This is a genomic window from Staphylococcus sp. GDY8P196P, from assembly GCF_017891705.1.
Taxonomy (GTDB): Bacteria; Bacillota; Bacilli; order Staphylococcales; family Staphylococcaceae; genus Staphylococcus; species Staphylococcus ureilyticus.
On the sequence record NZ_JAESJS010000009.1, the window covers coordinates 245,501 to 265,827 of the forward strand.

Below are 20,327 nucleotides of genomic sequence, written 5' to 3' on the forward strand. Positions count from 1 at the left end.
CACTAGATGATGAACAATCCCGACTTTTATTTTAAATATTGGGAGTCTATAAGAAAGAAGGGTATTTACATGGCTAATCAGAATACTTCTGTTAGTGAAATGATTGCTAAAAACAATGCTAAGAAAAAAGGTATTAGCGATAAAATTGTACCGATCATTCTGGGAATCATTGCAATTTGCTCAATTTTAGCAACAGTAGGGATAATCGTTACATTATTAACAGAGACCATTACATTTTTTACACGTGTTCCAATTACTGAGTTTTTATTCTCCAAAGATTGGAATCCATTCTCATCAACACCACAATATGGCATTTGGGCATTGATCTTAGGTACGCTTAAAATAACAGTTATTGCAACAATTGTTGCTGTTCCTTTAGGATTAGGCGCTGCTTTATATTTAAGTGAATATGCTTCTACAAGAGTGAGAAAAATAATAAAACCGATTTTAGAAATATTATCTGGGATACCAACAATTGTTTTCGGCTTTTTCGCTTTAACATTTGTTACCCCTGTACTCCGTGCAATATTTCCTGAATTAGGTAGTTTCAATTCAATTAGTCCAGGTATTGTCGTAGGCGTTATGATTATTCCACTAATTTCGAGCATGAGTGAAGACGCGATGTCATCTGTGCCAAATAAAATGCGTGAAGGTGCACTCGGTTTAGGCGCAACAAAATTTGAAGTTGCTACAAAAGTGATATTACCAGCTGCTACTTCAGGTATTATGGCATCTATCGTATTAGCTGTCTCACGTGCAATCGGGGAAACGATGATTGTATCACTTGCAGCAGGTAGTACTCCAAGTTCTTCATTAGATTTAACCGGATCTATCCAAACGATGACTGGATATATTGTGCAAGTTGCAACAGGAGATGCGACATTTGGCTCAGATATCTATTACAGTATCTATGCTGTTGGTTTCACACTATTCTTATTCACACTTGTGATGAATTTAATTTCACAATGGATTACGAAACGCTTTAGAGAGGAGTATTAAAATGGCAGAGACAAATACTAAAGCGCTTGTTAATCAACAAAAAGTTGAGAAAAAACTTTCCAGTAGGTTAGCAACAAATAAATTCAATAAATGGGCATTTTTCACATGTACTTTAGTAGCCTTACTTTTTTTAGCTGCTTTAATTATAGATACACTCATTAAAGGTGCAGGGCATTTAACACCGTCGTTCTTCACCAATTTCTCATCTTCTACGCCTTCAATGGCCGGTGTGAAAGGCGGTTTAATCGGTACAATTTGGTTAATGATTACTATTATTCCAATTTCAATTATATTGGGTGTAGGTACAGCAATTTATTTAGAAGAATATGCTAAAGATAATGCATTAACAAGTTTTATTAAAGTTAGTATTTCAAACTTAGCTGGTGTACCTTCAGTCGTTTTTGGTTTACTTGGTCTCACTATTTTTGTAAGAGGTATGGGTATAGAAGCGCTTGCTTTAAGTAACTCTGTACTTGCTGCGGCTTTAACTATGTCGTTACTTATCTTACCAGTCATTATCGTTGCAAGCCAAGAAGCCATCAGATCGGTACCAAGCTCTGTTAGAGAAGCTTCATATGGCTTAGGTGGAAACAAATGGCAAACGATTCGTCGCGTTGTATTACCAGCAGCGATTCCTGGTATATTAACAGGCTTCATTCTAGCATTATCTCGTGCATTAGGTGAAACTGCACCACTCATACTTATTGGTATACCAACCGTATTATTAAGTTTACCTTCAAGTGTATTCGACCAATTCCAAGCGTTGCCAATGTCGATTTACAATTGGGCAAAACTACCACAAGATGAATTCCAAAATGTTGCGTCGGCCGGTATCATTGTCTTGCTAGTGATTTTACTGCTAATGAACGCAATCGCAATATTCTTAAGAAACAAATACAGTAAAAAATATTAATGTTATTTCAAAATCAAATTTAATTAAGCGGTTATTTTGGGGAAAATTATAATTTTATAGTTTATAACATAATCGCAAAAGGAGTTTTAATTATGACTAAAGATACAATTAAAGAAGAAAAATCAAAAATCGCAGAACATACAAATCAAGATTCTGCACCAATTGCATCGATTGATAGAGAAACAAATAAAAATGACAATAAAATTCCTGATAGTGAGAAAAAAATAGTTTATTCTACAAAAAATTTAGATTTATGGTATGGCGATAATCATGCTTTAAAAAACATCAATCTAGATATTTTAGAAAATAATGTCACTGCAATCATAGGACCATCAGGTTGTGGTAAATCTACTTATATTAAAACATTAAATAGGATGGTAGAACTTGTGCCATCTGTTAAAACAGCAGGTAAAATCATTTACCGTGATCAGAATATTTTTGATGAAAAATATTCTGTTGAAAAATTAAGAACAAATGTCGGAATGGTTTTCCAACAACCGAACCCATTCCCAAAATCTATATATGATAACATCACTTACGGACCTAAAATACATGGTATTAAAAATAAAAAGATTCTTGACGAAATTGTCGAAAAATCTTTACGTGGCGCTGCAATATGGGATGAGTTAAAAGACCGCTTAGATACAAATGCATATAGCTTATCAGGTGGTCAACAACAACGTGTTTGTATCGCACGTACATTAGCAATTGAACCAGATGTTATTTTAATGGATGAACCAACATCTGCGTTGGATCCAATTTCAACATTGAAAGTAGAAGAACTCGTACAAGAGTTAAAAGAAAAATATTCAATTATTATTGTTACACATAATATGCAACAAGCTGCGCGTGTTTCTGATAAAACAGCATTTTTCCTTAACGGCTATGTAAATGAATACGACGACACTGATAAAATCTTCTCTAATCCTTCAGACAAACAAACAGAAGATTATATCTCTGGTCGCTTCGGTTAATATATGGTTATTAGAGAAAAATATGAAGGCCAATTAGACGAATTAATGAAAGATTTACGTCGACTTGGCCTTCACGTATATTATAATATTGAATATGCATTAAGATCGTTAAGTGAAGAGGATAGAAATTATGCGCGCCAAACGATTGCGAACGATAAGGATATTAATGCCTTAGAAACAGAAATAAATGAAAAAGTGATTATGTTAATCACCAAACAACAGCCTATTGCTACTGATTTAAGATTAATGATGGCTGCACTAAAAATCGCTTCTGATTTCGAAAGAATAGGTGATAATGCCGCAAATATTGCTGAAATTAGATTACGCGCTAAAATCACCGATGAATATGTGCTTACAAGATTGAATACTATGGGTAAACTCGCATTATTAATGTTAAAAGATTTAGATGATGCAGTAAAAAGAGATGATGTCACTTTAATTAAGGAAATTATCGAACGTGACGAAGATATAGATGATTTATATAAAAATATCGTTAACACAACTTATTTAATAGATAACGACCCTTTTGTTGCAGGACAAGCACATCTAGCAGCTAGACATTTAGAACGTATTGGTGACCACATTAGCAATGTTGCAGAAAGCATTTTTTACTTTGTTACAGGTGAACGTTACGAATCATATGATTAAATACAAATAGCACGATGTCGAATATTAGCTACATCCAGTTGGAAATCCGGATTTGCTTATTTTATCGGCATCGTGCTTTATATTTAAGATAAATTTTTGTTTATATTATAGTTATTGATCTTCAGCCTCGATTTCATCTGTAAGTTGTTCTAACTCATCTACCAAGTTACCTATATATGCAATTGTCGCTTTTAGTGGTTGATCCGTGCTAATATCAATACCAGCTAATTGAGCTAATTCGGCAGGTGATTGGCTACCTCCTGCTTTCAATGTAGTTAACCAATCATTCACAGCAGGTTGTCCCTCTTGTTGAATACGTTGTGACATTACCGTACCAATTGTTAAACCAGCAGAATACGTATACGAATATAATCCCATATAATAATGTGGTTGTCTCATCCATGTAAGTTCTGCACCTTTTGTAAATTTAACACTTTCTCCAAAAAATTGAGAATAAACATCCAACATAATTCGATTCAATAACGGGGCAGTCAATGATTCACCATCATCAACTTTTTTATATACCTCGCGTTGATACGCTGCTTCTAGTAAGTGCGTTACCATATTGTGATAATAAGTTCTAGAAACGATAGAACCAATTACCCAGCGCTTAAATTGAGCATCACTACTGTTTTTGAATAAATAATTTGCCATTAGCATCTCATTCATTGTCGATGGTGCTTCTACAAAATACATGGACGGTTCTGATTCTAAATAATTTTGATGACTTTGTGCTAAGGTAAAATGACCAGCATGACCTAATTCATGTGCTAAAACAAAGGTTTCAGTCATTTTTCCAGTCCAAGAAATAAATATATATGAATGTGTAGCATATGGACTTGCACAATACGCACCAGTATCTTTACCTTTATTTTGAGCAAAATCTATCCATCTATCTTGATAGGCCGTTTCAACCATATTTAAATAATCTTTACCTAAAACATTTAATGCACCATAAATATACTTTTTAGAATCCTCAATAGAGATATCGGGTTCGTAATTAGGATCTATAGATATTTTTAAATCTTCAAAATGCATGACTTCTAAGCCATGAACACGTTTAATCAATTTTGCATATTTTTGCATAATAGGTGCTAAATCACTCATAATAACATCAATTTGGCGATCAAACATATCTCGATTAATTTCTTGATCTTGTAGTAGGTAATCTATTACAGAATCATAACCGCGTAGATCTGCTTCAATTTTTTCTTGTTGTACTTGCATATTATATGTCGCAGCAGTTGTATGTTGATACTTATTTAATGCATCGCTAAACTTTTTGAAACTAATTCTTCTAAATGCTTCTTCTGGATGATCTTCATATTCATTTTCAAAAGTAGCATAATCTAAAGAGTATGTTTTGCCTTTATATTCAAATGGATCAAACTCTATATCTAACATCTTCGTGATACCATATAATTCAAAAGGGCGTTCAAACACTGATGATAAACTTGCTAATGTTTTTTCAACTTCAGGACTAAGTTGATAAGGTTTGCGTGCCTTTAATTTTTCCAAAAAATGTGGGTATTTAGATGTTGAGATAAAACGCTTGAACGTTTCATCTGAAAGTGCCAATATTTCGGACTCAACAAATGATAATTCACTGGCAATTTTCCCATAAGTATTTGAAAATTTAGCACTTAATGTTTGTGCATGTTCATTTGTTGTATCCACACTTAATCTCAACTCTGCATAATTTGCCATTTTATCTAATTCAATCAGAATATCAGAATATATAGCCAATGCCTTTTCAATTATAGTAGGATTATCCAATTGATGAACATAGTTTTCATTAAATGTTTTAGCAGCAGCTGTTGTTTTTTCTAAAGTTTGATAAAATGCTTCATCGGAAGAAAACAGAGCTGAAATGTCCCAAGTTATTTCATCAGAAACTTCATTTCTAAGTGGTAAAGTATCCGCCATTTAATCACTCCTAGTTATGTATAATAAATTCAATTTTAATTATACATGAAATCACCTTGTAAGATACAATTGTGCGTTTATATGCTAAATTCGCATCAGAAAACAAACTTTCTACTTGAACAAAACAAATGTTAATTGACGTGATTAATGCAATATTTTAATATATTATTATACGACTCAAGATGGATATGATATATAATTTCGTTTAGTATAATAATATTATTATAATGACAAATATGTCGATTTTTATAAGGAGCGCTATAAATGACTATTTTTGATTTACCCAATTTTTTATGGATTACAGTGGTAGCTGTTACAATAGTTACATTATTCTGTACACTTGTTTTAAATAAATGGTTTACATCAGCTATTTTAACATTTGTAATTTTAGCTATTGCTGCATTCTTAATACCTAATTTCGAAAATATTACTTACGAGCCATTATTAGGTTTTGCTGCATTTATGGCGGTACTAAGTTTAATCATGAGCTTTTTAATTTGGTATTTCACACGTGACTTTAGACGTAAACGTCGAGAAAAAAAGGCGCTTAAAGAAATGCGAAAACGTGGTATCTCACCTGAAGACGAAGCACATGAGTTTAAAAGAAGAAAATAATTATTTAAATGTAACATAGAAAATTAATCCCATAATAATTGCGTCAATTAATATGATTAAAAGTCCCAGACATATTTTGTCACAGGGACTTTTTTTATACTGCTATAAATTATGTAAAAAGTTATTATTGACCCTAACGTTCCGTTAAAGATTATAGTTATTATATAAGGAGGTAAATTAAATGCAAATGACAGTTAAACAGATTGCAGATTTAGTAGGTATCAGTGTGCGTACGTTACATTATTATGATGAAATTCATTTATTAAATCCTACCAAACTGTCTAAATCGGGGTATCGGCTATATTCAGAAGCAGACTTAGATAAACTACAACAAATATTATTTTTTAGAGAGCTAGATTTTCCTCTTAAAAAAATTAAATCAATCATTGCTAGTCCATCCTTTGATAGACAAGAAGCCTTAAAAATGCACAAACAATTGCTTATAGATCGAAAAAATCGAACCGATCAAATGATTCAAACAATCGATCAAACGTTACGCTATATGAGGGGAGAAATAACTATGACAAATGAAGAAAAATTCAAGGGTTTTAATTTTGACAATTTACCCAAAAGCTATGATGAAGAAGCACGTAAAAAGTGGGGCGATACTACCGTTACGAAAGCGAACGAGCATATCAACTCATGGTCAGATAAAGAAAAAGATGTAAAAACTAAAGAAATGAATGATATCTTTTCAACTTTTGCCAATTTAAAAAGTCAATCGCCAGAATCTGTTGAAGTCCAATCAAATGTGCAAAAATGGTATGATTATTTAAATTCAAACATAAATTTTGATTACACACTAGATATCTTTGAACGTTTAGGTCACTTGTATGTCGAAGACGAACGATTCAAAGTAAATATTGATAAATTTGGAACCGGCACCGCTCAATTCATTAAAGACTCAATTGAAGTTTATGTAAAGAACAATCAATAATAATATTGCCTTTATTAAATCAAAAAAATTACGATTTGATTTAATAAAGGCATATATTTTATATGACATTATCTGTTAATTACGTTAAATAACTACGTCAAAATCAACAATAATAAATTATAGATTTACAGCAAATATTTAACATACAATCTAACTTACTGGCTATAAAGACACATGGTCGTTTGATATTTACAGTCATGAATACAGTATTAATATAACTCATAATCTAATTTAAACAGAAACTAAAATATAAATTAATGCAAAATAGGTGCCCTATATCAAAATATACATAACTTCCTATAATATATATTATGTAAACTAAATTGTTAACTGAAATATGTATGCCGATTTTCGTCTTATTTAAAAGATATTTATCACTTACTTTATTTAAGTCCAAGTATTGCTTAATTCAGCTTTGATAAATCATCAAAATCTATACGTTTAAAATGAATTGAAAACATACATCATCATTATATGTATTTAGTTTCATTCATTTGCTCTTAATTTTTCAACAGCAATGCTCAATATATAATTTTTATAATCTTACTGTAGAGATCTAAATACCGATAACATATTTATAAACAAATTTTTGTTCGCTCATTTGCAATCATATCTACATTGATACACAAAAACAAAGTTCAACGTTCAAAAATCAACTTCTCAGCGTTTCAAAATGATATAGCTTTATTAAAATAATTACAATTTTTAAAAATATAAGCGAGAATGCTATCAAACATTACTCGCAATAATCTTTAACTGTATGGTTTTTAATTAAATCTATAATATTTATAGTTTACATAACATAAATAAAATAAACTATAAATGCCAATTACTTTAAGTACTATATAAATATAAATGGTGTTAAAACAGAAAATTAAGTTTCAACACCATTTATCAAAATTTTTGTATTAATTATCACAGTATAAATAATCTCTTGTCATTGGAAGTTCATTATTAACACCTTTTATGATTAAAAATTGATGCAAATCGGAAACACCACATGTGAAGTTTGCCGCACATGCATTTAAATACAAACGCCACATTCTTATAAATCGCTCATCAAATTGTTCGCGTACTTTATCTATATTTGCTTCAAAATTTTCTGCCCAGTTACGTAAAGTTAAAGTGTAATGCCTTCTTAAGCTTTCTACATCTATAATTTTCAAGTTATTCTGTGACATATTGTCAACTAATGCTCGTATTGAAGGAATTGCACCTCCGGGGAAAATATATTTAGTGAGAAAGTCGTTACCTTCTACTTCAACAAGTCCAGTAATACAATGTAACAATGCCACACCGCCATCGTTCAATAGCTTATGTGTATTTTCCATGAATATAGGAATATGATCATGCCCAACATGTTCTAACATGCCTACACTTACAATTCGATCAAAAGTTCTTTTTTCATTAATAAGTTCTCTATAATCCATTAACTTAACATCCACCTGGCCGATCAAACCTTCAGCCTTTATGCGCTCTTTTGTTTTGATATATTGTTCTTCACTTAATGTAATACCTAATGTTTGAACATTATATTGTTTTGCAGCTTCAATAATAAGATGTCCCCATCCAGATCCAATATCCAATAAACTCTGGCCAGACTGTAAATTTAACTTTTTTAATATATGGTTAATCTTGTTAACTTGAGCGGTATATAACGAATCTGCTTTCGTTTTAAAATATGCACATGAATAATTCATCGTTTTATCTAACCATAAGCGATAAAAATCATTGCCTAAGTCATAATGAAATGAAGCATTTTCTTTAGCAATTTTTTTAGTATTTTTATATTTTTTTCGAGAATGCACGTGCTTTTGCTTAGGTTTATTTATAAAACTTCTTTGTTGTGAAAAAATGGATTCCATAATATATTCTAAATCCCCATCGACTTCAATATCTTTATCCATATAGCCTTCAGCTAATGCAATCATGGGATTTGTTTTTAGCAGTTTTTTATTTAGCGGTTTGTTAAAAATTAAATGGAATTTAGCAACTCCATCGTTATAATTTACCACTGAACCATCCCAAAACGTTACACTAAACGGTTCAGTAGCTAAATTTTTTAGTATTTTTTTATAAATTGATTTTTGAATCGAAATACCCATTAATCAAACACTCCCTAACGTAAAATGAATATTTATTTTAAAACCCTATATCTTATACATTGGACCTAAATATTGATTAAATCAAACAAAACAGATTACTTTGTTATTCGTTTTTGTTAACATAACATTATTATGAATCACCAAAGTGTTGAATTCTTTCATTACGGGTAAATGTTATTAAGATTGGAGTGTAAAACATGCAACAAAAAACGGGAATTAGATGGTCCAGTTTATTAATTGGTGTTTTCTTCTTGATTATAGGTGCTTTTATCATTAGTTTTCCTGAAGAAAATTTATTTGCTATTACTTGGCTAATAGGTATTTTATTCGTTATTAACGGTTTCATTGAAATTTTTGTGAGACGCATTATGAAACAAGCTACGCAAAAGGGTTCAAATTTGCTGATTGTCTTAGGTATTATCAACATCATCATCGGCATGCTTATATTATTTAATGTAGTAACAAGTACGACATTTATTGTTTACTTATTTGCTATATGGTTTATTATTAATGCAGTTTTAAATATGTTTACAATTACACCCGCAGAAGGTTCAAACAAACGATTTCATATGGTATCTATCTTATTAAATATTATAGAAATTATATTGGGTGTAATATTATTATTTAATCCATTGATCGCTGCTGTTATTATCGCTGTATTTATGAGCGCAGTTTTCTTTATTATTGGAATAACTTATCTCATAGACGCCTTACGTTAATTTATTTTTTAAAAACGTATTTAAAATGTAAATGTATAGTAAGCACATTTTAAAATTATAATAAATTAATAATATAATATAAGAATTTACTATTTTAATTATAGAATAAAATAATATTGCGCTTCTTATGAGTGAGTTATATACTAAAAATGTGGAAACAACCAGAATAGACATCGCATGATTATCCACATAAAAGGAGTGGGCAGAAATCTAATTTTCAGCCGCGGCAAAAATGACTAGAATTGAAAAATTATTAGGGTTTATCAGAGCTTCAGTTCAGTCATCTATTGCCAAAATAAAATGAAGTTCGGCGAATACATTATGTCGCTGCCTTTTTTGAACATAAGAAAGCATACTGGCTTAGGGCTTATATTACCAGTATGCTTTCTTTTTTATTTTTTATTTTTTAATTTTTTTCCTAATATTGTTAAGCGTATTGAATAACTTATATTTTGTTTTTTTGATTGGTTTATAAAAATCACCAATTAATTCTTCGATTTGTACACCGAAACCACGCTTAAATCGGTAAACACCATAGTCTTCACTATTTTCAGTGAAGTCACCAGATAAGCCATAGAAATTATAACGACCATATCCGTGATCAAAACAATAATTAATCATAAACCAATGCATCATATATGGCCCCATATATTGATTGTATTTCTCAGATGACCCACCTGAGAAGTAATTCACTTCATATGCATTAGCAAAATATACGCCTGCTGCAAGATTTAAGATTGAGCCATCTGTCTGTCTTAATTCACTCGCATGTAATAATTCTTTTTTATCATGTTCAATTTGTTTATCGATTTCAGCAATTTTTTTCAATTGCTTGTCAGATTTATTCTCATTTTGCATCATTTGATCTCTACGTGCTTCTTTTTCATTAATACTTTCTTGTGTATGCGTAACATATTCATCTAAATCTAAATAAGCTAGAGGAATCAAAGCTTTATCCCCATAATTATCTATGAAATTATAGAAATATTCATCCGTTTTGGATACAAAACCAGCACGTTTTTCAGTTTCACGATAAAGTGATAAAAAGATATCAAATTCTTCTCTTTCTAAAAATCTTACTCTTACGCCGAAATTAATAGCTTTATTTATATTTCGTTTTCTTTGACTATCAAACTGTTTTTTTAATGACGCAGGTGTTTTACCATCTAAATTAAGTACACCCATCCATCTAACCTGACTTGAGGTATCATATTCTGTTGTAAACCCATGATGCGTATATCCATGAGATTTAAATAAATTAACAAGCGCATCATTTTCTTGATGATCAGCCATTGGATGAATATCTTTATCATAAATTTGGTATATCCAATAAGGATCCATTTTTACATATAAGCAATTTTGTTTTTGAAGATAAGTATCTAATTCACGTAAATAGAAATCAACTAAACCTAAATCTTTATAATCCATGACTGGACCACGGTTTGAATAATAAACATAGCTTCCCATAGTTGGGATTTTAGAGAAAAGACTAGCTGCGATAACTTGATTATCATCATCTTTTAAGCCTAATAAAACAACTTGAAAACCATCTTCTTCTCTAGTAGCTATATTTTCTTTTACTTGAAAGTAATGACTCTCTAATGCTGGATTTTGTACAAAATTGTCAAATTCTTTGACAGTTAACTCTGTAAATTTCATTATAGCTAGTTCCTTTCTAAATATAATACATATTACTTTTTATCTTTTAATCCCTTTAACATTGTATAAATTTTGTACATTGGCTTATTGATTGGTTTTATAAAATCACCAACATATTCAACTACATCAGCGTTGAATCCCTTTTTAAACTTCACAACACCTGCATCTTCTGCTTCTTCCGAAAAATCACCACTAATGCCATAGAAGTTATATCTATCGATATTATTATCGATTGCATAATTAATCATTTTCCATTGTATTGCATAGCTTCCTGCAAAATGTCTAAACTCGTTAGATGTTCCTCCCGCATAATACACTACTTCGTATGGATTGACGATAAAGAATGCTGCTGAAATTGGTAATTCATTACCGTGTTGTTCTTGTAATGATTTAGCTTCATCAATCTTTTGTTGATTTGCAATAAGTTGTTTTTCTAAATTTTCTTTTTTATTATATGCTTTTTTATTTTCTGGACGTTTTTCTATATCTTTAAGCGCTTTGTTAATATCTTTACTTAACACTTCACGCTCTGACTTGAGTTCATCGATGTATGCTTCAAAATCCATATAGGCTAATGGCACTAATACACGATTCTTATAATACTTCAGTCTATTGTAATAGAAGCTGTCTTCTCTATCATCAAAATCTTTCGATTCTGAAGTATCTTCCATAAACGAACGGAAAATTGGTAATTCATCTTCGCCTAAGAATCTGACTTTCACACCATTTTTTTGAACTTTTTTTGTATTACGTTTACGCAAACTATCCATATCATTTAGGACATCTTTTGCTGTCTTATCTTTTAAATCTAAAACAGAGTGGAATCTTATTTGAATAATTGGATCAAAACCAGTTAAAAACCCTTGATGTTTATATCCAAGTTGCTTCATTTTATCGAAAATCCAATCATGACCAGCATTTTCTAATACATCTCCATCATGATTTCGATATTGATATGCAAGGTATGGATCTACTCTTAAATACAATGCATTATGTTTTTTCACATATTTAGCTAATTCATTGAAAAAATAATGGACAAGTTCTTTATTTTCGAAATCAATCACCGGTCCACGATTTGTATAAAAATATTTGAATATTTTCATAACCGGTACAGCAGTTAATAAGCAGGCTGCTATAACTTCATTTTCATTATTTTTCACGCCTACCAAATGCGTTTCTGTACCTTCTGCAATTTTCAACTCATAATTCCCTACCATTTGTGTAAAATGACTGTTGGGCATATGGTCAACAAATGCACCAAACTCTTTTGCAGTTAAATTCGTAAATTTCATTTTATATACTCCTATTTGTCTATAGTACTTTATTTCGAGTTTAAACTTTAATCTTAATTATTATACAATATTCAATTATAAAACTAAATCGATACCCTAGTTAGAATTACTAAATGCCACAATTTACTTATAATTTATGTGTTGCTTTATTATAGCATTACTTTTATTTTAACAAAGAATAACTATTTAAACACAAATCTTAATTAAATTATGAAAAAATAAAAACTACTAACAAGTTTTATACTTGTTAGCAGTTTAGGTTATCTAAAATCACCTAGTTTTTAAAGACTAGCTATTTTAAGGCATCTTTTAGTGCTTCACCGATTGCTACACTAGATTGAGGATTTTGGCCAGTGATGAATTGGTTATCTGTTTCAACATGTTCTGTGAAGTTATCTTTTGGAACAAATTTAGCGCCTTGTTGCTCTAACTCTGTTTGCGTTAAAAATGGTACTTTATTTTCTAGTCCCATCGTACGCTCTTCATTATCTGTAAAGGATGTTAAAGTAACACCTTCTACAAGATATTTACCATTTTTGTCTTTTGCACCGACAAATGCACTTGGACCATGACATACAGAACTGATAAATTTGCCTTCATCTTTAAAATCAGACAATATATTCGTTAATTTTTGATTATGCGCGAAATCAAATACTGTACCGTGACCTCCTGGTAGGTATACTGCATCATATTCTGAAACATTAATGTGATCTATATTTGGCACATCACTAATTTTTTCTACAAATTGTGCGTATTTCGTTAATTCATCATTTTGAGTTGAATTTGGATCTAAAGGAATTTCTCCACCCTCAATTGAAACGATATCTACGTCGATACCTGCTTCCGTTAAAATATGATGCGGTTCACTTGCTTCCTCTAACCATAATCCTGTTGGTGTACCGTCTTCATATTGTGCTCTACTTGTTATAATGAATAAAACTTTTTTATTCACGATTGTCACCTCTTCATTTATTTAGGTTTTTATCTACTTGAACTCAGTTAGAATTCAATTCTGTGTTTCGATATTGACTATCTATTTCAAACAATACCCACCTAAAATAAACTTTACACATCAACCGTTAATTTATACATCATCTAACGCTGTTCTAATAGATTTTAGATATGCGATTGTTGATGCATTTTGATCTTGTTCAAACCGTTTAACAATTTCACTACCGATGACTACGCCATCAGCTACTTCGCTAATATCATTAACATGAGCTTTAGTTCGGATACCAAAACCTGCCACTACAGGTACATGCGCTTTGTTTTTAATTTTTTCAATTTTTCGTTTCAGCTCTGGATGGAACTTTCCATTTTCTCCTGTTGTCGCATTCATTGTAACTGTGTAGATAAACCCTTCAGCATTTTCAGCAATTTGATTGATGCGTTCATCAGATGTTGTCATAGCAACTAATGAAATAATATTAACTTTACGGTGAGGATGTCTATTTTTTAATTGTTGGACAAGTTCATGTGGCAAATCAGGTATTATTAAGCCATATACACCAGCTTTCTCACATGCGTCAAAAAAAGCGTCTTCTCCATAATGATTAATGATATTGATATACGTCATAAGTACGTATTGACTGTTTATAGCATCACGATGTGCAGTCAGTTCATCAAAAATATATGTGATATTCACACCTTGTTGTATGGCTTTATTACCGGCTTCCATAATTGCTGGTCCATCAGCTACTGGATCTGAAAATGGCACCCCTATTTCAATAATATCCGCGCCTGAGTCACTTAATATTTTCATGTTTTCAATAAAATTTTTGTTCCCCATGATATAGGGAATAAATAATTTATGCATCACTTTCGCCACCTTGTCTCATGTAATTTCTAATTGTTTCCATATCTTTATCACCGCGCCCTGACACAGTAACAACAATGATTTGATCTTTATCCATAGATGGTGCTAACGCTTCTACAAAACTAAGTGCGTGTGCACTTTCTATCGCAGGTATAATACCTTCTGCCTGAGTGAATTTCACTAAGGCATCCATAGCTTGTTTATCGCTAGCAGTTGCATATTTAACTCTACCTATATCATGATAATATGAATGTTCCGGTCCTACACCCGGATAATCTAACCCAGCTGAAATTGAATGTGCTAATTCTATCTGTCCATTTTCATCTTGTATTAAATACATTTTCGTACCATGTAAAATACCTTCTTGTCCTTTATTTATTGCGAGTGCATGTTTGTCACTGTCAATGCCCTCACCTGCTGCTTCAACACCATATAGCGCCACATCATCTTGAATAAATGGGTAAAATGTTCCAATTGCATTTGAACCTCCACCTACGCATGCAACCATCGCATCTGGTAAACGTCCTTCCTTAACTTTGATTTGATCTTTTATTTCATTACCTATAATTTTTTGGAAATCCCTCACTATAGTTGGAAATGGATCTGGACCTAAAGCAGACCCTAATAAATAATGTGTATCGTCTACATGACTTACCCAATATTGTAACGCCTTATTAACTGCATCAGATAACGTACCCTGACCTTCCGTTACGGGTTCAACTTTTGCACCAAGTAATTCCATTCTAAATACATTTAATTCTTGTCTTTTGATATCTTCTTCGCCCATAAACACTACGAGCTCCATATCAAACAATGCCGCTGCTGTCGCACTAGCAACACCATGCTGCCCTGCACCTGTTTCTGCAACTAATTTATTTTTGCCCATTCTTTTAGCTAAAAGTGCTTGACCCAAGGCGTTATTAATTTTGTGAGCACCGGTATGATTTAAATCTTCTCTTTTTAAATATATTTTTGCGCCACCTAGCGCTTTTGTATATGATGCTGCATATGTTAACGGTGTCTCTCTTCCTACATAATCTTTTAAATAATTATTCAGTTCATTCTGAAACTCAGGATCTATTTTAGCTTCTCCATAAGCTTGTTTAAGTTCTTGAATTGCTGGCATTAACGTTTCAGGGACATATTGCCCACCAAAATCACCAAAAAATCCAAATTCATCTGCTTCTGTCTGTATGTTTTTAACCATATTTAATTAACTCCTTTTACAAGTTCTATGATTGCTTGCATTTTATTGCTATCTTTTATACCATTTGTTTCGATACCACTTGCAATATCATAACCATTGTGATTTAAATTAAGTTTACTTATACTTTGAATATTTTTATAATTCATTCCGCCAGCTATTAAAAAATCTACATTTTTTATATCTTTTAAGATTTCCCAATCATAGGATTGGCCAGTACCACCGTAAGCAATTGAAGGTGTATCAATTATAAATTGATCAACAAAATCTTTATAATATTGTATGTCTTTTGCTAATGTATTTGCATTTTTTGCAGGCAAAGCTTTAATAATTTTTATATTACTTTTTTTCTGACGTATAAAATGGATAGTTTCTAAATTTTCTGTTCCATGTAATTGAATGGTAGTAATATTTGTATTATCTATGAGATGACTGATTGTTTGATGATCTGGATTTACTACAATTACTACTTTGTCTTTATCTTTTGGTATTAAATTTGCAAATGCCTGTATCTTATCAATTTCCACATAACGTTTACTATTGGGATAATGAATAAAACCTATTGCATCAATATTTAAATCTTTTGCCTTATTTACATCTTCAAGTGTTTTAAAACCACAAAATTTCAACTTCATCCTTTCACCTTATCTAACTTAAGACTTGGTAAAAACTGACTTAAATCATCGCATTTCATTAAAGATTCACCAATAAGCAAACCATCAATACCTGCGTTTACAATGTTTAATACATCTTGTTGATTACGTATGCCACTCTCAGAAATATAATAATAACCTGCTTTTTTATTTTCTAAAATTTCATTGGTATGCAAAACATCTGTTACAAATCGTTTTAAATCTCTATTGTTTACACCAATAATTTTGGGATTCAACTTGTAAGCACGTGCCAACTCTTGTTTATCATGAACTTCTACTAAAACTTCTAAATTTTTTGAAGTCGCGTAATCATATAATTCTTTCAACTGCTTGTCGGTTAATACATTTACAATGAGTAAAATAATAGACGCCCCTGCTTTTTTGGCAACATCAATTTGAATAGGATCAACTACAAAATCTTTACACAATACAGGTAAATCTGTGACCTGTGTCAATGTTTGTAATCGTTCGTAACTTCCGCCAAAATAATGTTCGTCTGTTAAAATTGAAACTGCATTAGCACCAAATGCTTCATACGCCCTAACTTGTTGTGTTAAATCTCTTCCTGGAAGTTCAGATAATGTCGGACTTTTTGATTTTATCTCAGCAATTACTGATAATTGATCAGCTTGTGATAACTGTGATTCAAACGTTTGTTTATGCGTGATGTCTATTTGCTTAAGGTCAGATAATTTTTTTGTATAATAACCGCTTTGTAACAATTCCTTTTTATAAGCTACGATTTCATCCAATATAGTCATACGTTTTGCCTCCCATTTTGTTGTATTGTTTGAGCGCATCTCGATTTTTAATCAGCATCTTTGCTTTATGAACACCTTCTTGAATGGTGGTAGCTTTTTCAGAAACATATAAGGCAATGCCTGCGTTCAATAGCACCACATCTCTTTTCGCGCTTTGATCTTTACCATTTAATATTTGTTTTGTGATTTCTAAATTTTCCTGGGGAGTTCCTCCTATTAAATCTGCATTTGGGGCATAATCTAATCCTACATCTGTCGCATTAATAGTATAAGATTTAATATATTTATCTTTCGTTACTTCATATAGTGTGTTTTCCCCGGATAATGTAGCTTCATCCATACCATTGGCTCCATGTAAGACGATTGCTCTCTTTCTACCTAAATCAGCTAATGTTTGAGCAATTTTATTTAACTGTGAAGATTCATAGACACCCATCACTTGATAATCTAATTTGAACGGATTAATGAGTGGTCCAGTAACGTTAAAAATAGTTGGATTACTAATGGCTTTCCTTAACGGTTGGATATGTTTCATAATTGGATATGTTTCAGTCGCATTTAAAAAAACAAGCCCTTGTGCTTTTAAATGCGTTTCTGTTTCCTCAACATTTCGCGTTGGAATACACATTGCATTTAATAAATCGGTACTCCCTGAAGCTGACGTAACACTTCTATTACCATGTTTAATCACTGGAACACCTGCACTAGCCAATACAAAAGATACTGTTGTTGAAATATTAAAGCTATTAGATTTATCTCCACCAGTCCCACAAACGCACATACTATTAGGATAAGTTGGTTGTTCAGGGTACATAGACCCTATTAAACTTTTCGACATATATGTTAATTCTGCTTGACTCGGTTCTCTCTCTGAAAAGGCTTCTAACAGTTCTCTTTTAGTATCGATTTCTAATTGATCCGTGATCAATAATTCTATAAATTCATTCATTTGTGCTTGATCAAGTGGTTTATACTGTTTTATATGATTTTGTAGACTCAATATAATTGGCCTCCTCTACTATATTTAAAAAGTTACTTATGATTGCTTCCCCATATTCTGTCGCAAAAGATTCTGGGTGATATTGAATACCAAAATGTAAATAATTAATATGTTCAAATGATTGAATACTATCTTTTGTTTGAGCAGTTATTTTTAGTGTATCTGGTAACGTTTTTGGGTCACTAATCAATGAGTGGTACCTCATTATTTCAGAATATTCTGTAATATTCCGGTATAGTTTAGACTCACTTACAATCTGCATTGTATCTTTTTTTCCGTGACATATTTTTTTACTTTGGATAACATCTCCGCCGTGGTAACATGTCAATGCTTGTGATCCCAGACATACACCTAATATCGGTTTATATTTATAATGTTCAATAATATTGACTAAATGGTTAGTATCTAGCGGATGTCCAGGGCCAGGTGATATAACCAAACCATCTATTTCTAAATCAAATATATCTGCATCGTCTGGATATTTAATAATTACATCAGAAGTCTTTCCTACAATATCGACTAAGTTATACGTAAAAGAATCGTAATTATCCACTACTAATATCATGGTGTAACCTCCAATAAACTTTTGGCTTTTAATTTTGTTTCTTCTAATTCTTTTTCAGGTATTGAATCATAGACGACACCACATCCTGCTTCTACATTGATATACGTTTCATCAATCATCATTGTACGAATCGCTAAGGCAAAATCTAGGTCATGATTACAGTTGATATATCCTATACCACCACTGTATACACCTCTTTTTTGAGGTTGTGCTTCATATATTCTTTGTATCGCTCTTAATTTAGGTGCGCCGGATACGGTACCCGTTGGTAATAAACTTGCGATTACAGTCATCGGTGAATAATTTGATTTCAGCTTTCCTGTTACCTCACTCACAATATGCATCACATGTTCATAGCGTTCTATTGACATTAATTTTTCAATTTTAGAACTAGCAATTTCACTTACTCTATGAATATCATTTCTGCCTAAATCAACAAGCATGCTATGTTCGCTTATCTCTTTTTCATCGCTGATTAACTGTTTTTCATTTTCAAGATCTTCTTTGTCAGTCGCGCCCCGTTTTATTGTTCCAGCTATTGGGTTTGTTACTACATTTTGTCCTTTCACTTTGACAAAACTTTCAGGCGAACTACCTACAATAATTGGTTCATCAAAATTCAAATAATACATATAAGGACTTGGGTTTTGTCTCTTTAAATTTTGATAAAGCTGATAAGATAATTGTTGTAAATTCATTCCAAAATCATGTTTGTACTTATATATAATTGAAGGTACAACTTGAAACATATCTCCTTGTTGTATCAGCGATTTCATTTCGCTAACAGTTTTTTTAAATTGATCAGGAGCAATATTTGACTCAATTGCTTTTGCTTTTGTGTCATTTTTTATAGGTGCAGGATATATATTTACGTCTTGTAACTCATCAACATGACGTTTGACACGGCGTGCTAATTGTGCTTCACTTTCATTTGAAAACAAGTTTGTGGATATAACATATAGATGCTCTTTGTAATGATCAAATACATATACATCCTCTACCATGTAAAATTTAGCATCGTGTTGTTTATGGTCAGCTAAATCGATTTGCTTTAATACAGGAAATTCATGTCTTACCAAGTCAAAACTACACGATCCAACAAATCCCGATACAAACGGTAATTGTGCTAAATCTTCATCTTCTATTTCTGCTTTATATTGATCTATAAAAGCTTTCAACTTTTCATATGGTGCTTCGTTTTCTATTTCATTTTGCCTATCATTGTATTGAATGACCATATTTTCATTATCTAAAGTCACGTCGCCGTACACATCAAATATTACAATTGAATAGCGTCCTTTTACTTTAGATTGTTCTGTACTTTCCAATACTATTTTTCGTTTTTTCAATCTTGCCAATGCTTCTGGTGTTACTTCAGCATTTATCCTTTGATATTGTACTTTCATTTTTATTCCTCCTCATAAAAAAATCAGCATCCTTAAATATTAATTAAGGACGCTGATGCGCGGTACCACCTAAATTAGTAGACATTATCAGTTTCATCTACTCACTCATTTAATTATGCAATTTTAATCCAACAA

Annotated in this window: 19 protein-coding genes; 7 read left to right on the forward strand and 12 right to left on the reverse strand. The window is 31.6% G+C overall.

What is annotated here, in order from left to right; all coding sequences use genetic code 11:
- Nucleotides 1-69: 69 nt before the first annotated feature.
- The 4 genes from pstC to phoU all read left to right on the forward strand — a co-directional run bounded on the left by pstC (nt 70) and on the right by phoU (nt 3,534).
- Nucleotides 70-999, forward strand: a complete 930-nt coding sequence (gene pstC / locus KA814_RS05700) for a phosphate ABC transporter permease subunit PstC (protein WP_046208303.1) — start codon at nt 70-72, stop codon at nt 997-999.
- A gap of 1 nt (nt 1,000) precedes the next feature.
- A complete protein-coding gene (pstA, locus tag KA814_RS05705; protein WP_019468772.1) occupies nt 1,001-1,912 on the forward strand; it encodes a phosphate ABC transporter permease PstA in 912 nt (303 codons plus the stop codon).
- Nucleotides 1,913-2,004: 92 nt separating this feature from the next.
- The gene (pstB, locus tag KA814_RS05710; protein ID WP_046208304.1) at nt 2,005-2,886 is read left to right on the forward strand and encodes a phosphate ABC transporter ATP-binding protein PstB; all 882 of its coding nucleotides are present in this window, start codon (nt 2,005-2,007) and stop codon (nt 2,884-2,886) included.
- Nucleotides 2,887-2,889: 3 nt separating this feature from the next.
- On the forward strand, nt 2,890-3,534 hold the full coding sequence (phoU, locus tag KA814_RS05715) for a phosphate signaling complex protein PhoU (RefSeq protein WP_046208305.1): 645 nt from the start codon (nt 2,890-2,892) through the stop codon (nt 3,532-3,534).
- 111 nt (nt 3,535-3,645) lie between these two features.
- On the opposite strand, the gene pepF is transcribed toward phoU, so the two are convergent.
- Nucleotides 3,646-5,460, reverse strand: coding sequence for an oligoendopeptidase F (pepF, locus tag KA814_RS05720; RefSeq protein ID WP_064208977.1), 1,815 nt, complete (start codon nt 5,458-5,460; stop codon nt 3,646-3,648).
- Between the two features lie 264 nt (nt 5,461-5,724).
- Between pepF and KA814_RS05725 the strand changes: the two genes are divergently transcribed.
- Nucleotides 5,725-6,075, forward strand: coding sequence for a hypothetical protein (locus KA814_RS05725; RefSeq protein WP_064208978.1), 351 nt, complete (start codon nt 5,725-5,727; stop codon nt 6,073-6,075).
- Between the two features lie 181 nt (nt 6,076-6,256).
- Nucleotides 6,257-7,012: a MerR family transcriptional regulator gene (locus KA814_RS05730; protein ID WP_064208979.1), complete on the forward strand. Its 756-nt coding sequence runs from the start codon at nt 6,257-6,259 to the stop codon at nt 7,010-7,012.
- A 908-nt stretch (nt 7,013-7,920) separates the two neighbouring features.
- On the opposite strand, the gene KA814_RS05735 is transcribed toward KA814_RS05730, so the two are convergent.
- Nucleotides 7,921-9,117: an SAM-dependent methyltransferase gene (locus KA814_RS05735; protein WP_210122692.1), complete on the reverse strand. Its 1,197-nt coding sequence runs from the start codon at nt 9,115-9,117 to the stop codon at nt 7,921-7,923.
- A gap of 197 nt (nt 9,118-9,314) precedes the next feature.
- On the opposite strand from KA814_RS05735, the gene KA814_RS05740 reads away from it, so the two are divergent.
- Nucleotides 9,315-9,836 carry a DUF308 domain-containing protein gene (locus KA814_RS05740; RefSeq protein ID WP_210122693.1) on the forward strand — a complete coding sequence of 174 codons (522 nt, stop codon included), beginning with the start codon at nt 9,315-9,317 and terminating at the stop codon, nt 9,834-9,836.
- A gap of 399 nt (nt 9,837-10,235) precedes the next feature.
- Here KA814_RS05740 and KA814_RS05745 read toward each other — a convergent pair whose 3' ends face one another.
- The 10 genes from KA814_RS05745 to KA814_RS05790 all read right to left on the reverse strand — a co-directional run bounded on the left by KA814_RS05745 (nt 10,236) and on the right by KA814_RS05790 (nt 20,192).
- On the reverse strand, nt 10,236-11,495 hold the full coding sequence (locus KA814_RS05745; protein ID WP_046208311.1) for an aminoacyltransferase: 1,260 nt from the start codon (nt 11,493-11,495) through the stop codon (nt 10,236-10,238).
- A 32-nt stretch (nt 11,496-11,527) separates the two neighbouring features.
- Nucleotides 11,528-12,787 carry an aminoacyltransferase gene (locus tag KA814_RS05750; RefSeq protein ID WP_046208312.1) on the reverse strand — a complete coding sequence of 420 codons (1,260 nt, stop codon included), beginning with the start codon at nt 12,785-12,787 and terminating at the stop codon, nt 11,528-11,530.
- Nucleotides 12,788-13,079: 292 nt separating this feature from the next.
- Nucleotides 13,080-13,739, reverse strand: a complete 660-nt coding sequence (locus KA814_RS05755) for a type 1 glutamine amidotransferase domain-containing protein (RefSeq protein WP_046208313.1) — start codon at nt 13,737-13,739, stop codon at nt 13,080-13,082.
- 132 nt (nt 13,740-13,871) lie between these two features.
- Nucleotides 13,872-14,603 carry a tryptophan synthase subunit alpha gene (gene trpA / locus KA814_RS05760; RefSeq protein WP_064208981.1) on the reverse strand — a complete coding sequence of 244 codons (732 nt, stop codon included), beginning with the start codon at nt 14,601-14,603 and terminating at the stop codon, nt 13,872-13,874.
- Nucleotides 14,596-15,810 carry a tryptophan synthase subunit beta gene (trpB, locus tag KA814_RS05765; RefSeq protein ID WP_064208982.1) on the reverse strand — a complete coding sequence of 405 codons (1,215 nt, stop codon included), beginning with the start codon at nt 15,808-15,810 and terminating at the stop codon, nt 14,596-14,598. Before trpB ends, trpA begins: the two co-directional genes overlap by 8 nt.
- Nucleotides 15,811-15,812: 2 nt before the next feature.
- Nucleotides 15,813-16,442, reverse strand: coding sequence for a phosphoribosylanthranilate isomerase (locus tag KA814_RS05770; RefSeq protein ID WP_064208983.1), 630 nt, complete (start codon nt 16,440-16,442; stop codon nt 15,813-15,815).
- Nucleotides 16,439-17,221 (reverse strand): indole-3-glycerol phosphate synthase TrpC, encoded by a 783-nt coding sequence (gene trpC, locus KA814_RS05775; protein ID WP_064208984.1) that lies wholly within the window; start codon nt 17,219-17,221, stop codon nt 16,439-16,441. The genes KA814_RS05770 and trpC overlap by 4 nt, the downstream gene beginning before the upstream one ends.
- Nucleotides 17,205-18,221 carry an anthranilate phosphoribosyltransferase gene (gene trpD, locus KA814_RS05780; protein ID WP_064208985.1) on the reverse strand — a complete coding sequence of 339 codons (1,017 nt, stop codon included), beginning with the start codon at nt 18,219-18,221 and terminating at the stop codon, nt 17,205-17,207. Before trpD ends, trpC begins: the two co-directional genes overlap by 17 nt.
- Nucleotides 18,190-18,786: an anthranilate synthase component II gene (locus KA814_RS05785; RefSeq protein WP_046208319.1), complete on the reverse strand. Its 597-nt coding sequence runs from the start codon at nt 18,784-18,786 to the stop codon at nt 18,190-18,192. The genes trpD and KA814_RS05785 overlap by 32 nt, the downstream gene beginning before the upstream one ends.
- The gene (locus tag KA814_RS05790) at nt 18,783-20,192 is read right to left on the reverse strand and encodes an anthranilate synthase component I (protein ID WP_064208986.1); all 1,410 of its coding nucleotides are present in this window, start codon (nt 20,190-20,192) and stop codon (nt 18,783-18,785) included. Before KA814_RS05790 ends, KA814_RS05785 begins: the two co-directional genes overlap by 4 nt.
- Nucleotides 20,193-20,327 lie beyond the last annotated feature (135 nt).

What these genes read in the sequence shown, in the direction of transcription:
- pstC (WP_046208303.1), top strand. Translation starts at nt 70, where the DNA reads ATGGCTAATCAGAATACTTCTGTTAGTGAAATGATTGCTAAAAACAAT.
- pstA (WP_019468772.1), top strand. Translation starts at nt 1,001, where the DNA reads ATGGCAGAGACAAATACTAAAGCGCTTGTTAATCAACAAAAAGTTGAG.
- pstB (WP_046208304.1), top strand. Translation starts at nt 2,005, where the DNA reads ATGACTAAAGATACAATTAAAGAAGAAAAATCAAAAATCGCAGAACAT.
- phoU (WP_046208305.1), top strand. Translation starts at nt 2,890, where the DNA reads ATGGTTATTAGAGAAAAATATGAAGGCCAATTAGACGAATTAATGAAA.
- pepF (WP_064208977.1), bottom strand. Translation starts at nt 5,460, where the DNA reads ATGGCGGATACTTTACCACTTAGAAATGAAGTTTCTGATGAAATAACT.
- KA814_RS05725 (WP_064208978.1), top strand. Translation starts at nt 5,725, where the DNA reads ATGACTATTTTTGATTTACCCAATTTTTTATGGATTACAGTGGTAGCT.
- KA814_RS05730 (WP_064208979.1), top strand. Translation starts at nt 6,257, where the DNA reads ATGCAAATGACAGTTAAACAGATTGCAGATTTAGTAGGTATCAGTGTG.
- KA814_RS05735 (WP_210122692.1), bottom strand. Translation starts at nt 9,117, where the DNA reads ATGGGTATTTCGATTCAAAAATCAATTTATAAAAAAATACTAAAAAAT.
- KA814_RS05740 (WP_210122693.1), top strand. Translation starts at nt 9,315, where the DNA reads ATGCAACAAAAAACGGGAATTAGATGGTCCAGTTTATTAATTGGTGTT.
- KA814_RS05745 (WP_046208311.1), bottom strand. Translation starts at nt 11,495, where the DNA reads ATGAAATTTACAGAGTTAACTGTCAAAGAATTTGACAATTTTGTACAA.
- KA814_RS05750 (WP_046208312.1), bottom strand. Translation starts at nt 12,787, where the DNA reads ATGAAATTTACGAATTTAACTGCAAAAGAGTTTGGTGCATTTGTTGAC.
- trpA (WP_064208981.1), bottom strand. Translation starts at nt 14,603, where the DNA reads ATGCATAAATTATTTATTCCCTATATCATGGGGAACAAAAATTTTATT.
- trpB (WP_064208982.1), bottom strand. Translation starts at nt 15,810, where the DNA reads ATGGTTAAAAACATACAGACAGAAGCAGATGAATTTGGATTTTTTGGT.
- KA814_RS05770 (WP_064208983.1), bottom strand. Translation starts at nt 16,442, where the DNA reads ATGAAGTTGAAATTTTGTGGTTTTAAAACACTTGAAGATGTAAATAAG.
- trpC (WP_064208984.1), bottom strand. Translation starts at nt 17,221, where the DNA reads ATGACTATATTGGATGAAATCGTAGCTTATAAAAAGGAATTGTTACAA.
- KA814_RS05785 (WP_046208319.1), bottom strand. Translation starts at nt 18,786, where the DNA reads ATGATATTAGTAGTGGATAATTACGATTCTTTTACGTATAACTTAGTC.
- KA814_RS05790 (WP_064208986.1), bottom strand. Translation starts at nt 20,192, where the DNA reads ATGAAAGTACAATATCAAAGGATAAATGCTGAAGTAACACCAGAAGCA.